We start from the raw sequence: 16,399 nt of genomic DNA, 5'->3' as shown, positions 1-16,399 counted from the left end.
GTCATACATACACCCTTAAAAGGGCTGTTTTTTGGTGATTTGCTTAATAAACTAAAGTTCTAGAGCTTCAAATTCAAGCTCTTGCTTTTCATTTAAATAAATATGTACTGGCTTTTTTACCACATGTTTAGGGATATCATCTGCGACACAATATGTTCCGGCAATGGAAACGAGTTCAGCCTCTAAAGATTGGCAAAAAATACGTGCAGCAGCGTGCCCACCCGCACCAGCAATGACTCTACCACGAACTGTGCCATAAATATGTATATTTCCTGAAGCAATCACTTCAGATCCACTATTCATGCCAGCTTTTAAAATAATATCGCCTTGGTCTTGTACAAGAGATTGGCCTGTACGCAAAATTTCATCATGATAAGAGGTAATATGGGCAACTGCATTATTATTTAGTGGTTTTTTTGTTTCTGCTGAAGCTTGTGCAGGTGCCGGTTTCTCTACAATTGCGATTTGCTCGGCAGTTGCTTTAATACGTTGTAATGGCTGATCTGCTGGTAATACAGGGAACTGAATAGCGCGTGCTTCATCACCCAAAATACCATCAATAACTGCCATTGGTTGCAAACCTAAGCTGACTAACAGCTGAATTAAAGCAATCAACTCTTGTTCAACAGTACTATCTATAATAACGAGAGTTCCCTGATAGGACCCTTCATTTAATATGTTTGATAATTGCTGGCGGATCACATCATGATCATTCGTATCGAAGGTTATCCTGCTAAAGTTAACCATTCTGCCGGTAATCCGGATATCAGCCATAAGTCTTCCTTCAAGGCGTTAAAACGAGCTGTAATATCGTTAAGTTTATTGTAAATAGAGCAAATGCTAGAACAAATCGTGCCAATTCTCTAGCGTGTTTCATAAAAAATTAAGTAAATGCTTATTCTTTGATTCGATCACGCTCCGCAAGGGTTTGTTGCCACTGTTTGACCTTAACTTGTTTGCGAATTGCTTCTAGGCTTTCAAACACCACAGACTCTACAAGTTGCTCAAGCTCACGGTTATTAATATTCACGTTACTTATTTTTTCTGAAATTAATTGATAAGTTGCATTTGGGTGCTCTTTTGATCCTTCAACCAATGGTTCAATTAAACCTGCACTGATATTTTCACCGAGCCGTTGTCCAATACTTTGGATTTGCTGTTCGATACGACCACCCACTAAAGGAATTAAGCGTAATAATTGAGTTAACTCAGGCGTATCCTCTATTGCCTGATCAACAATCTGCCCAACGCCTTTTGTGATTGCTGGCTTTTGTTCTTTTAAAGCAGTCGCTAATGATTCTTGCAATATAGAGGTCAGGGTAATTGTAAATTGTTCACGATGATGATTAACCAAGTCGTGAATAATTTGTTTATGTGTTGAGCTGGTCTGTAGCTCATTTCGAATGCCATCAATAACTGTAATAACAACACGGTCAGATAGTTCTTCCATGACGACGCGATAATAAAATAGCCCGTTTTTTCTCCAGCCTTCAGGAATAATAGGATAGCCTAATTCATATAAACGATAGGCAATAATGCCAGCACGAAACAAACGTAAAAAACGCAATTGAGGAATGATGGCTAAAATTTCATACCAGTGAATAAATGGGAAGAAGAACCAACGTTTATGGTGTTTATAAAAAATAGAGATGCCCCAACGGACAAGAAATTCAGTAATTAAAAAACCAATAAACCAAGCTTCTGTTGTAATTACCCATGGATGTAAATAGGTTTTATAAAAGGTGAGTACTTGGGGCAAGTGGATATGTTCAAAAAACCATGCCCCAATACTGCTCATTAAAAAGAAATTTGCTGCAAGACAGAACAGATTGAAAATAATAATAAACACCATAAAGATGTCATAAACCAAAAACAGCTTAAATGAAATGCTGTTTGGATCCATATGGTAATATTTTGCTTGTTTTCTGGAACTGTTTTGCATAGCTATAAATGCTTTTAATGAGTTGAAGTAGTATATCGAGCTTTCATTTGTTCGATAAGTTGATCTTTTTCAGTCCAAAGCTCGTGTACCCATTGTTGAAAACGTTCACGATAAACTGGGTCATCTTCATAGTTACCACCGAGTACCCAAGCTGGTATTTCAATTTTACGAAGATTTACCGCAATTTTTGAAACATCACCTAACCAGAAGTCGCCATAGCCCGGTACACCGTCAGGGTAGACAATCGTCATATCAACCAAAGCATCAATTTTGTCGCCCAAAATATTTAGAGCCAACGCCAAACCACCTGCTTTAGGTTTTAACAAATGTTTATATGGCGAATTTTGTTGATCATGTTTTTCCTGAGTAAAACGTGTACCTTCCAAATAGTTTAATAATGTAAAAGGTTGGCTTAAGAGCTGTTCGCATGCTTTACGTGCTTCCATCATATCGCGGTCTTTGAGCTCAGGGTTTTTCGCAATTTGCTCTTTAGTATGACGCTTCATCATTGGGAAGCCTAAAATTTTAAAGGCTTGACCAACGAACGGAATAAAGATGAGTTCCCATTTGGTAAAAAAACGGGTAAGGGGCATACGTGTTAAACCAAAATATTGATTTACTGTCGTATCAACCCAACTTTGATGGTTACAGGTCATTACATAACGGCCTTGCATACTCAAATCAAGACCTTCATCGATCGTAATATCCCATTTTAAATTTGGTAAAACATGATCAATGAGCCAGTTATTTACACCAAGCCAGCTATTTGTAATTTGAATATTGGTTTCATCAACTTTAGAAGATTTTTTTAACAGCTTAGTCAAACCTAAAGCCAATACAGGTGGCCCATGAAAAAAAGTACTACCTGTGATGACTGTACCTACAGTGAGTCCACGTGTAATTTTTTTTAGCGCAGATTGCTTATTGGGTGCAGTTGACATATAAATGACCCCGAATATCTAAAATCCATGGAAAGTTGTTCAACTATAACTATCGTGAAATGAAATACAACGATATCTTAGATAACAATGAAGAAATTGTGATGAGTGCGCATCTTAAAGTGCATCAAAATATTACAAAAAAATAACTAAACTGTTTATTATTAACAAAATATCAATGTTTTATACTTCCTTTTTGTTTCATTATTCATCCAGACAACAAAACACACAAAGTGAGGAGGCATGCAATGCGTGCACTAGTTATTTCAACAGTCGTAGGGGCAGCAGTAGTATTATCTGGTTGTCAGACAACAGGTAACAACCTAGGTGGAATTGAATACGATAAAGCCGCATTAGGTACTTTAATTGGCGCAGCAGCAGGTTATGGTATTTCTAAATCAAGTGCAAACTCTAGCCGTCAAAACAACCGTGCTGCGGCAATCGGTGCAGTTCTTGGTGCAGCTGGTGGTTTATATCTTGATAACAAAGAGAAAAAATTACGTGAGCAAATGGCGGGTACTGGCGTAGAAGTAGGCCGTAACCCAGATGGTTCTGTTCAATTGATTATGCCAGGTAGCATTACTTTTGATACAAACAAATCAAACATCAAACCAAACTTCTATGCAACTTTGGATAAAGTAGCTCAAACATTAGCTGAAGATAACAAGAGTGCGATTTTAGTTACTGGTTATACAGATAACACTGGTAATGACTCTATCAACATTCCATTATCTCAAGCACGTGCTCAATCAGTTAAAATCTATTTAGCTGGTAAAGGTGTATCTTCTACTCGTATTGATGCACAAGGTTATGGTTCTTCTAACCCAATCGCAGACAACTCAACTGCTTCTGGTCGTGAACAAAACCGTCGCGTAGAAATCAGCATTTATGCTAAACAATAAGAGTTAATTTATTGTTTCGAAAACCACCTTCGGGTGGTTTTTTTATGGGTGCAGTACAAGAAATAATCACGACATTCTACGGCGCATAAATTGCATTATTAGACATCATTTATACATATCCGCAGATTTATTATTGGGATTCTAAAAAAGAGATGACTATAATCATGCTCGAAAAATTAAGAGGTAATACACGATGTCAGCTGCCAGTCAATTGAACGACAAGCAAGAAGAAGCCATGAAATATACTCAAGGCCCTTTATTGGTGCTTGCTGGTGCTGGTTCAGGTAAAACATCGGTAATTACCCGTAAAATTGCCTATTTGGTGCAGCATTGTCGTATTCCTGCGCATCGTATAACAGCGATGACCTTTACCAATAAAGCCGCACGTGAAATGAAAGAGCGTGTAACCAAGCTTTTATCACGCGAAGAAGCAAAAGGTTTATCAGTCTCGACTTTCCATACGTTTGGCTTAAATCTTTTACGTTTAGAACTTAAAAATTTACCTTTAAAAGCTAATTTTTCGATTTTGGATGCGGATGACTGTAAACGTATTTTGATGGATTTGATGCATCGCGATAATTTGTCGGGTGCAGAAAGCAAAGAATTAATTGCCAAGGCAATGAAGAAAATTTCAGATTGGAAAAATGATCTGATTTTGCCAGAACAAGCACATTCGACGTGTGAAACTCCTGAAGATGTGCAGTTTGCGCATCTTTATCAACTTTATGAACGTAATTTACGTGCCTACAATGCTGTCGATTTTGATGACCTGATTGTTATGCCAACCCGCTTACTGCAAGAAAATGCAGAAGTACGTGACAAGTGGCAAAACCGCGTTCGTTATTTATTGGTCGATGAATATCAAGATACCAACACCGCGCAATATATTTTAGTGAAACTGTTGGTTGGTGTAATGGGGCAGTTCACCGCGGTAGGTGATGACGACCAATCGATTTACGCATGGCGTGGAGCGAAGCCTGAAAACATGGCTTTGCTTAAACAGGATTTTCCAAATTTACATATTATTAAGCTTGAGCAGAACTACCGTTCGACTAGCCGTATTTTGAAAGCTGCGAACTGCGTTATTCAGAATAACCCGCATATTTTTGATAAGAAATTGTGGAGTGATAAAGGCCATGGTGAGGTCATCAGAATTATTACTTGCCGTAATGATGACGATGAAGCTGAACGCGTAGTCAAAGATTTACTGACTCATAAGCTGATGAACGGTAAGAACTGGAAAGATTACGCTGTATTGTACCGTGGTAACTTTCAGGCGCGTGTATTAGAAACCCAGCTTCGCCAAATGCAAATTCCTTATAAACTCTCTGGCGGTACCTCGTTCTTCGCTCGTGCAGAAATTAAAGACGTGATGAGCTACTTACGTCTTATTATTAACCCTGAAGATGACAGTGCTTTCTTGCGTATTATTAATACGCCTAAACGTGCGATTGGGCCAGTTACTCTTGAGAAGCTAGGTTTATTTGCGCAAGAAAATAATTTGTCTTTACTTGGCGCTTCTTCTGATCAACGCTTAAGCATGGTTCTTCCTAAAAAAGCAGAAACTCAATTGCATGAGTTTGCCGACTTTATTGCGACATTTACGCGTGAGTTGCTAGAAGATGATGAGCCTGTGCCTAAAGTTCGTCAAATGATGAATGAAGCGGGTTATATCGACTATATCCGTGAACAGTCAGCAACACCTGCTCAAGAGAAAAGTAAACTCGATAACATCGAGAATTTATTTACCAGTATTCAAAATCTGATTAATCGTGCAGAAGATGTAGATGAAAAGAACATTGAAAGCGTTATTCGAAAACTGGTCTTGCTCGATTTGTTAGAACAGCAGCAAGAAGAAGAGGACACTGACAAAGTAAACCTACTTACTTTGCATGCAGCAAAAGGTTTGGAGTTCCCATATGTGTACATTATGGGACTTGAAGAAGAGCTTTTACCGCATAAAAACTCGATTGCAGCTGAAACCATTGAAGAAGAACGCCGTCTTATGTACGTGGGAATTACCCGTGCACGTCAAGGCTTAACTTTAACTTTGGCAGAACAGCGTAAAAATGGCGGTCAAATGAAACAGATGACCCCAAGCCGTTTCCTTGATGAGCTTCCGCAAGACGAGCTCGAATGGTTAGGGCGTAAAAAGAAAATTGCAGCAAATGTTGACCCTAAAGAACAGGCTCAACAATATTTGGCAAATTTAAAAGCTTTATTAAAGCGTTAATTTTTTTTAATTTTTAGGAAATCCCATGAAAGTTCAAGTTAAATTGCTCGATCCGCGTTTAGGTAAAGAATGGCCTTTACCTTCATATGCAACAGCAGGGTCAGCAGGTCTAGATTTACGTGCCTGTTTAGATGAAGCAATTGAAATTGAACCAGGTCAAACCGTATTAGTTAAAACAGGTATGGCAATTTATATTCATGATGTGAATTTTGCTGGTTTAATTTTACCGCGTTCAGGTTTAGGCCATAAACACGGTATTGTTCTTGGTAACTTGGTTGGATTAATTGACTCGGATTATCAAGGTGAATTGATGGTTTCAGTTTGGAACCGTGGTCAAACGACTTTCCGTTTAGAACCGGGTGAGCGTTTAGCACAGTATGTTTTAGTTCCGGTGGTTCAGGCTGAGTTTGAACAAGTAGAGGAATTTGAAGAAACTTTACGCGGTGCGGGTGGCTTTGGTCACACGGGTAAACAATAATTAGCTTATAAAAAATGATTGAAAGAAACGCCTGTTTTACAGGTGTTTCTTTTTATGTCTTGAATGTTACAATGAATTATATTACAAAACGCTTTACTCATACTCTTTTAACTTTTTTAGCAAATACCCTTTCAAATTTTGAATACTCTATGTTTTTGCGATAGATCAGATTGATCTTTAAATAGAAGATACGTTATGAATGTAAGACACTCATTTCCAAAAAATATTTTCCGTGCTTACGATATCAGAGGCAAACTTTCTTATTTAACTACAGACGTCGTCCGTTCAATTGCCTATGGATTGGCACAACAATATAAACAAGCAGCACAAACTCAATTAGTGATTGGCTATGATGCCCGTCTCACAAGCCCATCTTACGCTCATTTAATTGAAGAGATGTTAATAGAGCAGGGTTTAACAGTTACAAATATTGGTTGTTGTTCAACCCCGATGATGTATTACATTGCACGTGAGTTTGGCGGCAACGGCATTATGGTAACCGCTAGCCATAATCCTAAATCAGATAATGGTATTAAATGGATCTTAAAAGGGGAACCTCCATCCCCAGAAATGATTCAGCAAGTCGGTGAGTTTGCGCAAACTTATGTTCCTGTTCATCCAATATCATTATTAGAATTATCAACCGCTCAATTTAAATCAGAATTTTGCAAAAAATACCAACAAGCTCTTTTTAACGATATTCAACTCAGACGCCCATTAAAAGTAGTGCTTGATGGTTTACATGGTTCGGCAGGGCATTGCTCAAAGCTGGTACTTGAGAAAATGGGATGTGAAGTCATTGCTTTACGTACTACCCCAAATGGTGAATTCCCAGATCATGCTCCTGATCCATCCTACGCAGCACATTTAACGAATTTACGTAAAGCAGTAGTGGAGCTACAGGCAGATATTGGTATTGCGCTTGATGGTGATGGCGATCGTGTCGTATTACTCGATGAAAAAGCAAATATTCTAACAGCGGATCGTCTTTTATCACTCTTTGCACAAATGTGCCTAGAACAGCAACCAGATAAAGAAATTGTATTTGATGTGAAATGTTCGCTTATGGTTCAAAGAACTGTAGAGCAACTACGCGGTAAACCGAAAATGATTCGTACTGGAAGTAGCTTCCTTCGTTCATATTTATCCAAGTCTAAAGGGCAAGCCATTTTTGGTGGTGAATACGCGGGTCATTATGTGTTTAATGACGGACGCGGTTTTGGATATGACGATGGAATATATGCTGCACTGCGTGTAATGGAATATTTTACTCAATCTAAAGCAAAAACTATTTCTGAGTTATTTTCTATTTATCCTGAAAGATGCTGTACCGAAGATACCTATATCAGTACTCACCATTCAGACCCTAAGCATGTACTACAAGATATTGAAATTTTGAGCCATCGTCTAGGCGCACATATTAGTAAAATTGATGGTGTACGTCTTGATTTTGAGGATGGTTTTGGCATTATTCGAGCATCAAATACAGGTGAGTATTTTACCGTAAGATTTGATGCTGATAGTCCTTTACGTTTAAAGGAAATCCAGCAAAAATTTATTGATATGTTGCAAGAGCGTTACCCGCAAATTGCACAAGAACTTTCTGAAGCCTAAGTAAGGAGAGGCGCAATGCCACAACATCAGCACCTTGGCGTCGACAAAGCAAAAATCTTAATTGAAGCTTTGCCATATATTCAACGTTTTTCCGGTAAGACGCTGGTGGTGAAATACGGTGGTAATGCGATGACTGATCCAGAGTTGGAAAGTTCATTTGCCCGAGATATCGTTTTACTTAAAACAGTGGGTTTAAACCCGATTGTTGTGCATGGTGGTGGCCCACAAGTTGACTCTTTCCTAAAACAATTAGGTCGTGAGTCTGATCGTATTGACGGTATGCGTGTGACCGATGAAGCCACTATGGAAGTGGTTGAAATGGTATTAGGCGGTAGCGTAAACAAGTCGATTGTTAATTTAATTAATAAGCATGGCGGACGTGCGATTGGCTTAACGGGTCAAGATGGCAATCTATTACGTGCCCGTAAATTATTAATGGAAAAACAAGAAGAAGACGGTTCGATCAGACATATTGACTTAGGTATGGTGGGTGAAGTTACTGGGGTAAAAACAGATGTATTAGAGATGTTTACTCAAAGTGATTTTATTCCTGTTATCGCACCATTAGGTGTTGATGAAAAAGGCAATACCTACAACATTAATGCTGACCTAGTTGCTGGTAAAGTTGCGGAGGCATTAGGGGCGGAAAAATTAATTCTGCTGACTAATATTACTGGTGTGCTTGATGAAAACAAAAATCTGTTAACAGGTTTAAGCACCCAAGAAGTTGACCGTTTAATTGAAACCGGCGTGATTTATGGTGGAATGATTCCTAAAGTCGGTTGTGCGCTTGATGCAGTGAAAGGTGGTGTTGTCAGTGCTCATATTGTAGATGGCCGTGTACCACATGCGACATTACTTGAGATTTTTACAGATCACGGTGTGGGTACGCTTATTTCTAATCGTACAAATGCTTCTCACTAAAGTGAGTATTTTTATGAAAAGATCACGCTAAGTGGTCTTTTTTATGTCATTTAATTTTGGTCATTTTTTTGTCATGAGCTTTGACTAGTGTAAGGGGTGTCACTAGGAGCGTTCATTATGCTGGAAAAATTTAATCAATATCGCCAAACCTGGACTTTACCTCTAAATCGCCATAAGACTAGTAATCAAACACAGTTTCGCTTTGAATGGGTTGATAATTTAAAAGAATTACAAGATGTACAACGGTTCCGTGCACAACAGTTTAGTAAACAATTTGGCATTCATTTTGAAGATAATTTAGATCAAGATATTTACGATTTTAGCTGTGAGCATGCAGTATTACGTGAGAAATGGACGGGAGAGATTGTGGCTTATACACGACTTAAACTCTTCCAAGGCCATGAAATTGGACAAAGCTATAGTGCCCATGAGTTTGATATTGTCCCTCAGTTATCACACTTGCCAAACCTATTGGAAATAGGGCGTACCTGTGTGCATCCGCGCTTTCGTAATGGTAAGGCACTTTCTACGCTTTGGATGAACCTTGCACCTAAAGTGTTGTGGTCAATGCGTGCTAAATACTTGATGGGTTGTGTGAGTATTCACCTTCAGGATAATTTGGCTAGAGCGTATTATACGCATCGTCAGATTCAGCAATTACCAGACGCTAAAACCATCGATATTCGTTCTAAAAAGATTTATGAACCTGAATATCCAGAGTTTAGTTTTCCTCAAGATGAGCGTATGCCGAAACTGTTCCAAATGTATTTGAGTATGCAATCTAAACTGTCTAAAGAAGCTTTTTTCGATGATAAATTTAATTGTCTGGATTACTTTGTATTCTTAGAAGTGAATAAAATTGCTACTTCATTTGTAATGAACAAAATGGCTCAACGATAAAGATATCTTATATTTTGTAATAGCGAGCGCATATTGGGATTTACAAGCTATTTTACTCTCATGCACAATAGTGCGTATGGGGTAATGAAGCGAAAAGTTTAGAACAATATGTGCCAGCTATTAGGAATGAATTGTGCAACACCAACGGATATCACTTTTTCTTTCCGTGGTTTTTCACAGCGCGCAGGAATTACCTCTGACCATAGTGATGGCTTTGGTATTGCTTTTTTTGAAGACAAGGCATGCCGCTTATTTGTAGATAACCAGTCTGCGGTTGAATCGCCAATTGCCGACCTTATTCGTAATTATCCTATCAAATCGCGTAATGTGATTGCGCATATTCGTAAGGCGACCCAAGGTAAAATTACACTGGAAAACTCGCATCCATTTATTCGGGAATTATGGGGACGTCATTGGATTTTTGCTCATAATGGCGATTTACATGATTTTGATCCACCTTTGAGCGGACGTTTTACACCTGTAGGTAATACAGATAGCGAAAGAGCATTTTGTTATTTATTAGACCAACTGGTAGAAGTATTTGGTTATGAAGAGCCAAGTCTTGAGCAAATATTTGAAGTATTAGAAAAGATTTCTCCGCAAATTGCAGAATATGGCACCTTTAATTTCTGTTTATCTAATGGTAAAGCTTTATTTAGTTATGCAATTACTAAATTGCATTGGTTAGTCCGAGAATATCCATTTAACAATGCACATTTAATTGATTTAGATGTTGAAGTTGATTTTAGTCAAGTGACTACTCCAGAAGACCGAGTGGCAGTTATTACCACTGAGCCTTTAACCCATAATGAAAACTGGACAGCTTATCAACCGGGTGAAATGATTTTATTCCAAAATGGAATGCCTATAAAAAAAGCAATAACACATGTTGAAAGATTAATACGTGAAGAGAAAAATCCGGAACTTAAGCGTATTACTCGTGCAGATCAATATTAATTTTAACTAAAATAAATATAATTCTTTTAAAAACATATATTTTTATTTACTTAGCGATAAAGTATTTTGTTTAAAAAATACTTTATCGTTTTAGTTGGTTAATATTAATTAATTTTATGTAAATCAATACTTTGGGTTTTAATTTATTTTTATTATATAAAGCCGACAAAATAGGTTTGTTTTTATTTATCCCCTTTAACTATAAAATGCGATTTATGCAACAGTCATTGAACATCATTGGGGGTGGTGTATGAAAATGAAATGGGCTTTAGAATATAATACCGGTATTGAAGTTATTGATGAGCAACATAAACGGATACTTGATTATATTAATCAGATTGATGATGTAAAAGATGATGAAGATAGACGTCGTATTAAAGATGTTTTAGATAATATTATCGATTATACGCAGTCACATTTTACTTTTGAAGAAAGTTTACAAGAAGAAGCCGATTATAAATATAGAGTACCTCATAAACGTGTACATGACTTATTTATTAAAAAAATTGAGCTATATCGTGAACGTTTTGAAATGGGTCATACCATTGAAGCCGAATTACAAGAAATTTTGGCTAAATGGCTCATTAATCATATTCAACATGATGATGCCGATTATGTAGGAGCAGTAAAAGAAAATATGATGGGAATCATTAGAGAAAAGGAAAAGAAGAAAGGAAAAAACTGGTTCGCTCGTTTTTTCTCATAACTTTAACTAGAAAAACTCTAAATTATCGTTAGCGCGGCAAACTATCGTTTCGGTGGTTTGCTTTTTTTATGGCGCAAACTTTGATTTTCATGCATGAGACGGGCAAAATATCTATAGACTTTTTCAAGGAATGCATAATGCAGGACATACCTATGTCACGTTGGTTATCGCCTCTTATGGCGTTTTGCTTATCTTTTGTCATCATGGCTACTTTGGCCCCAACTATGGGCATCCAGATTGATCGTCAGCTCGATTTCTGGTTATTGTGGTTTGGTACAATGTTGTTATTGGCATTACCAGTTTGTTATTTGGAAATTGCTTTAGCAAAACGATCTAAAACGACAGCTTTAAATGCGCTATCGAGTCTAACTCGTGAAGCAGATAGTTCATCTAAATGGCGTGTGGTTGGCTGGCTTGCTGTTGTTTTTATTCCTTTCTTAGCTGGTAATGTTTTGAGCACTGCAAGCAATATATTAGTTGCACAATTTGCTCCAAGTATTTCTGGGCAAATTATTTTTGCAGGCCTTGCTGTTGCTGCCTTAGTACTATCTTTTATTCCACGTCAAATTCTTATTTTATTAATGACTGTTGGAGTAATTGCTTCTATTGTGTTGGCAAACATGATGGGAACGACTTTACAACCTTGGCATTGGACCAATGTTGAGTTCAAAGAGTGGGGTAATGCAACTGTACTTGCTCTTGTAGCGAGCGGTTTGGGTTTAGGACTTTACTGGCAAAATACAGTGGGTACAGTTAAAGCAGAAGACGGTGCAACTAAAACTGTGCTGCCAATTTGGTTGGCCCAGCTCATTGCTGTAATTGCTTTTGGCTTCTTTTCGCTTCAAGCTCAATTACCTGTTTTGACGTGGATATTTACAGGTGTGATGACATCTGCGCTATTTGTGCAATTGGCGCGAGAACAATTAGCTCAGCGTCAGCTCATGATTGTTTTACAGTGGGTAATTCTTGTTGTTGCCATTGCAGTTTGGGCGGTGCCTGAACTTCATCACTTATTTACGCTAATTCTTATGCTTTGGGGCTTACTCATTAGTTTGATCTATGCCATTTTTGCTGGCTGGATTATGAAAATTAGCCATTTGCGTAAATCAATGAATTTCAGCAACGAGCTTTTCTATAATTTATGGCGCATTGCTGTACGAATTGTTTTGCCACTTTCAATTGTTCTGGCAATGATTGCCGTAATTGGACAAAGTATTTAATGGAACGTATTCAACAAGTTTGGGTGGCTTTTGCCGCACCAGAACAACAGTTTCTCATTTCTATTCCATTTGTAGAGGGTATGAGTGCTTTGCAGGCAGTACAAGCAAGTGGTTTGTTAAATCAAGTTGAATTGTCAGAACCTCTTCAGCTCGGTGTTTTTGGAGTAAAAGTAGAAGCGGATACAGCATTACATGCGGGTGATCGAGTTGAGGTTTATAGACCTTTAACAATTAATCCAAAAGACATTCGCCGTAATCGTGCTGCGAAGAATCCTGTAGGCCGCTACATTAAAAGTAATCGCTTTAAGCAATCAGCTCAATAAGCAAAACCCCTCAAGTTTTTTCACTTGAGGGGTTTCTTTTTATTAGAAAAAACGATTATAGTGGCGGGGCAGTTAAAATCGCTTCTTTCGAAGCTGGTAAACCTGGTTGCGATTCTGGAATAGTCTCTAAACCTTCAATTTTAGTTACAGTTCCAGTACTATCAAAGTAAATTTTTAAATGCTGACCATGTGCTGCGGGGATTTTCGCTTTTTTAGCATATGTTCCCGGGATATAGTTGTAGATATAGTCCCAACGTTGTGGATTGAGCGGATCAGTCACTGTTGGGCTACCAAGCAAAAAGCGCACTTGCTGGAAATTCATGCCGACTTGTACTTGAGAGGCTTGAGCTTTAGTCAATGGAGTCCCTTGAGGAATATCAACCTTATACACACCAAAGATTGAACAACCAGCTAGGAGTGAAGTGACGAATAACGTCAGCACGAGTTTTTGCATTTTGCTACACTATCCCAATAAATTATGATGCATTTGATCAAAGGATAGATCATACTTCATCTAAATTCTATTGCCTATTCCAACTTGAGATTTGTTGAGAGACCTTTTTTCATGCCTATTTCCAATCAAGATTTGCGCAAAGCTGGACTTAAAGTTACCCTTCCACGAATTAAGATTTTGGAATTATTAGAAAATTCAAAACAACATCATCTTAGCGCTGAAGATATTTACAAGACTTTGTTAGAGCAAGGGGAAGATGTCGGCCTTGCGACAGTTTACCGTGTGTTAACACAATTTGAAGCTGCGGGCATTATTCAACGTCATCATTTTGAAAATAACCATTCTGTTTTCGAAATTATGCAAGAAGATCACCACGATCACTTAGTTTGCCAAAACTGTAACAAAGTTATTGAATTTACTAATGATGTTATCGAGAAAGAACAGCATGCTGTAGCAGACCAACATGGGTTTACCTTAACAGGTCACTCATTAAATCTCTATGGTTACTGTAATGAACCTGAATGTCAGGATGCATTGCGCAAGAAATAATCGTTTTCACATAAAGAAAACAAATAAAAAAGGAAGGTTACGTTTAACCTTCCTTTTTTTATGAAGAAATTACTGGCGGTCAAAAGTCAAATGCTGTTTTTCTTCTGCAATTTGATCTGGGCCTTCATTTGCAAGCTTAATCGTCAAACGTAAATCGTTTGGTGAGTCGGCATGTTTAAGCGCATCTTTATAAGTAATTTGACCTGTTTTATATAAGTCAAATAAAGCCTGGTCAAAGGTTTGCATACCGAGTTCACGTGAGCGTTTCATTAAGTCCTTAATTTCATGAATTTCACCTTTACGGATGTAGTCTGAAATTAATGGTGAGTTAATTAAAATCTCAATCGCTGCACGGCGTGAATTTCCATCTGGCGTTGGAATAAGTTGCTGAGCAATCATGGCCTTTAAGTTGAGAGATAAGTCCATATAGAGCTGACTGTGGCGGTCACTTTCAAAGAAGTGAATAATACGGTCGAGTGCTTGGTTAGCGTTGTTGGCGTGCATGGTAGCTAATACAAGGTGACCTGTTTCAGCAAAGCCAATCGCGTAGTCCATTACTTCACGAGAGCGGATCTCACCAATTAAGATGACATCGGGTGCTTGTCGTAAAGTATTTTTCAAAGCAATTTCGAACGAGTCAGTATCAATACCGACCTCACGCTGAGTAATAATACAGCCCGCATGTTCGTGAATAAACTCAATCGGGTCTTCAATAGTAATGATATGACCTTTAGAGTTATGGTTACGATGGCTGATCATTGAAGCCAACGAAGTCGATTTACCTGTACCTGTTGCGCCTACAAAAATAATAATGCCGCGTTTGGTCATTGATAAATCTTTAAGCACAGAAGGTAACTGTAAGTCATCAATCGAAGGAATTTTCGTTTCAATTCGACGTAGAACCATGCCCGGCATGTCGCGTTGCTGAAAAGCACTCACACGAAAACGTGCCGTTTTGTCACGATTCATAATGGCAAAGTTACATTCACGAGTATCCGCAAATTCTTTACGCTGCTTCTCACTCATAATCGAATGTAAGAGCTGTCCAATCACTTCGCCAGAAAGGCTATTCTTTGAAATGGGAACAATTTGACCATTAATTTTCATAGATGGTGCAACGCCATCTGTAATAAAAAGATCCGATGATTTTTTTTCAACCATCAGGTTGAGCAAGTCATTAAAATCCATAATTGTATTCTCGCTATTTTGTTATTTTTATAGGAATGATTCAGGCTGTTTTGCCGCAGTACGTGCAGTTTGTGGGCTAATTACACCACGTGACACTAAACCTTTTAAGCTTTGGTCAAGCGTTGTCATGCCATAGTTAGCACCAGTTTGAATGGCTGAATACATTTGTGCGACTTTGTTTTCACGGATTAAGTTACGAATGGCAGGAATACCAATCATGATTTCATGTGCTGCCACACGACCGCCGCCGTTCTTTTTAAGCAGGGTTTGCGAAATAACAGCTTGCAAAGATTCAGACAGCATGGCACGTACCATGTCTTTTTCTTCGGCAGGGAATACGTCAATGACACGGTCAATGGTTTTAGCGGCAGATGTGGTATGAAGCGTACCAAATACTAAGTGACCTGTTTCGGCAGCTGTAAGGGCCAAACGAATTGTTTCAAGGTCACGCATCTCACCGACCAAAATAATATCAGGGTCTTCACGCAGTGCTGAGCGAAGTGCTTCATTAAAGCCATGTGTATCACGATGGACTTCACGCTGGTTAATGAGGCATTTTTTTGACTGGTGTACAAATTCGATTGGGTCTTCAACCGTTAAAATATGGTCATAACGGTTTTCATTAATATAGTCCATCATTGCCGCAAGCGTCGTTGATTTACCTGAACCTGTTGGACCTGTAACTAGGACAATCCCGCGAGGATAGTCGCAAATGTCTTTAAAGATTTGACCTAAGCCTAAATCTTCCATGGTGAGTACTTTAGATGGAATGGTACGAAATACTGCGCCAGCACCACGGTTTTGGTTAAATGCGTTCACACGGAAACGTGCAACATTTGGTACTTCAAAAGAAAAGTCTGTTTCGAGTTTTTCTTCATAGTCACGGCGCTGTTTATCGTTCATGATGTCGTACACAAGGCGGTGGACATCTTTATGCTCTAAGGCTGGTAAGTTAATACGGCGAACTTCACCATCGACACGAATCATTGGTGGCATGCCAGCAGATAAATGCAAATCGGAAGCGCCATTTTTCACAGAGAAGGCGAGTAGCTCTGTAATATCCATAATTTC

Annotated in this window: 17 protein-coding genes; 11 read left to right on the top strand and 6 right to left on the bottom strand. The window is 38.4% G+C overall.

Annotated features, from left to right (window positions below; translation table 11 throughout):
* Window positions 1–51: 51 nt before the first annotated feature.
* The 3 genes from minC to ABFY81_RS06875 all read right to left on the bottom strand — a co-directional run bounded on the left by minC (window position 52) and on the right by ABFY81_RS06875 (window position 2,883).
* Complete coding sequence (gene minC, locus ABFY81_RS06885; protein ID WP_347913395.1) at window positions 52–774, bottom strand: septum site-determining protein MinC; 723 nt, start codon at window positions 772–774, stop codon at window positions 52–54.
* A gap of 121 nt (window positions 775–895) precedes the next feature.
* Window positions 896–1,942 (bottom strand): preprotein translocase subunit SecA, encoded by a 1,047-nt coding sequence (locus tag ABFY81_RS06880; RefSeq protein ID WP_151761679.1) that lies wholly within the window; start codon window positions 1,940–1,942, stop codon window positions 896–898.
* A 14-nt stretch (window positions 1,943–1,956) separates the two neighbouring features.
* Window positions 1,957–2,883: an acyltransferase gene (locus tag ABFY81_RS06875; protein WP_019456831.1), complete on the bottom strand. Its 927-nt coding sequence runs from the start codon at window positions 2,881–2,883 to the stop codon at window positions 1,957–1,959.
* Between the two features lie 245 nt (window positions 2,884–3,128).
* Between ABFY81_RS06875 and ABFY81_RS06870 the strand changes: the two genes are divergently transcribed.
* The 10 genes from ABFY81_RS06870 to ABFY81_RS06825 all read left to right on the top strand — a co-directional run bounded on the left by ABFY81_RS06870 (window position 3,129) and on the right by ABFY81_RS06825 (window position 13,137).
* Entirely contained in the window at window positions 3,129–3,782 is a 654-nt protein-coding gene (locus ABFY81_RS06870) for an OmpA family protein (RefSeq protein WP_077170045.1), read from the top strand.
* Between the two features lie 193 nt (window positions 3,783–3,975).
* Window positions 3,976–6,015, top strand: a complete 2,040-nt coding sequence (gene rep, locus ABFY81_RS06865) for a DNA helicase Rep (RefSeq protein WP_004703308.1) — start codon at window positions 3,976–3,978, stop codon at window positions 6,013–6,015.
* Window positions 6,016–6,040: 25 nt separating this feature from the next.
* On the top strand, window positions 6,041–6,493 hold the full coding sequence (gene dut, locus ABFY81_RS06860) for a dUTP diphosphatase (protein ID WP_000868152.1): 453 nt from the start codon (window positions 6,041–6,043) through the stop codon (window positions 6,491–6,493).
* A gap of 195 nt (window positions 6,494–6,688) precedes the next feature.
* Complete coding sequence (locus ABFY81_RS06855; protein ID WP_107972269.1) at window positions 6,689–8,107, top strand: phosphomannomutase/phosphoglucomutase; 1,419 nt, start codon at window positions 6,689–6,691, stop codon at window positions 8,105–8,107.
* A gap of 15 nt (window positions 8,108–8,122) precedes the next feature.
* A complete protein-coding gene (gene argB, locus ABFY81_RS06850; protein ID WP_004703301.1) occupies window positions 8,123–9,031 on the top strand; it encodes an acetylglutamate kinase in 909 nt (302 codons plus the stop codon).
* A gap of 117 nt (window positions 9,032–9,148) precedes the next feature.
* Window positions 9,149–9,931 carry a GNAT family N-acyltransferase gene (locus ABFY81_RS06845; protein WP_347913394.1) on the top strand — a complete coding sequence of 261 codons (783 nt, stop codon included), beginning with the start codon at window positions 9,149–9,151 and terminating at the stop codon, window positions 9,929–9,931.
* A gap of 108 nt (window positions 9,932–10,039) precedes the next feature.
* On the top strand, window positions 10,040–10,888 hold the full coding sequence (locus ABFY81_RS06840; protein WP_019456827.1) for a class II glutamine amidotransferase: 849 nt from the start codon (window positions 10,040–10,042) through the stop codon (window positions 10,886–10,888).
* Between the two features lie 250 nt (window positions 10,889–11,138).
* Window positions 11,139–11,594, top strand: a complete 456-nt coding sequence (locus ABFY81_RS06835; RefSeq protein WP_004703295.1) for a bacteriohemerythrin — start codon at window positions 11,139–11,141, stop codon at window positions 11,592–11,594.
* A 152-nt stretch (window positions 11,595–11,746) separates the two neighbouring features.
* Window positions 11,747–12,814, top strand: a complete 1,068-nt coding sequence (locus ABFY81_RS06830; protein WP_347913393.1) for a hypothetical protein — start codon at window positions 11,747–11,749, stop codon at window positions 12,812–12,814.
* Complete coding sequence (locus tag ABFY81_RS06825; RefSeq protein ID WP_347913392.1) at window positions 12,814–13,137, top strand: RnfH family protein; 324 nt, start codon at window positions 12,814–12,816, stop codon at window positions 13,135–13,137. Before ABFY81_RS06830 ends, ABFY81_RS06825 begins: the two co-directional genes overlap by 1 nt.
* A 55-nt stretch (window positions 13,138–13,192) precedes the next feature.
* On the opposite strand, the gene bamE is transcribed toward ABFY81_RS06825, so the two are convergent.
* Complete coding sequence (gene bamE, locus ABFY81_RS06820; protein WP_004703289.1) at window positions 13,193–13,591, bottom strand: outer membrane protein assembly factor BamE; 399 nt, start codon at window positions 13,589–13,591, stop codon at window positions 13,193–13,195.
* 111 nt (window positions 13,592–13,702) lie between these two features.
* Here bamE and fur point away from each other — a divergent pair, with 111 nt between their 5' ends.
* Window positions 13,703–14,140: a ferric iron uptake transcriptional regulator gene (gene fur, locus ABFY81_RS06815; RefSeq protein WP_004703287.1), complete on the top strand. Its 438-nt coding sequence runs from the start codon at window positions 13,703–13,705 to the stop codon at window positions 14,138–14,140.
* Window positions 14,141–14,209: 69 nt separating this feature from the next.
* Here the strand turns inward: fur and ABFY81_RS06810 are convergent, their stop codons facing one another.
* Together ABFY81_RS06810 and ABFY81_RS06805 are read right to left on the bottom strand one after the other, a co-directional pair.
* Window positions 14,210–15,328 (bottom strand): PilT/PilU family type 4a pilus ATPase, encoded by a 1,119-nt coding sequence (locus ABFY81_RS06810; RefSeq protein WP_004703285.1) that lies wholly within the window; start codon window positions 15,326–15,328, stop codon window positions 14,210–14,212.
* A gap of 27 nt (window positions 15,329–15,355) precedes the next feature.
* Entirely contained in the window at window positions 15,356–16,393 is a 1,038-nt protein-coding gene (locus ABFY81_RS06805; protein ID WP_019456823.1) for a type IV pilus twitching motility protein PilT, read from the bottom strand.
* Window positions 16,394–16,399 lie beyond the last annotated feature (6 nt).

Source organism: Acinetobacter sp. WA-87, assembly GCF_039938935.1.
GTDB classification, from domain to species: Bacteria; Pseudomonadota; Gammaproteobacteria; order Pseudomonadales; family Moraxellaceae; genus Acinetobacter; species Acinetobacter seifertii.
Note: the sequence above shows the minus strand (reverse complement) of the source record. Positions and strands in the feature narration are given on the sequence as shown.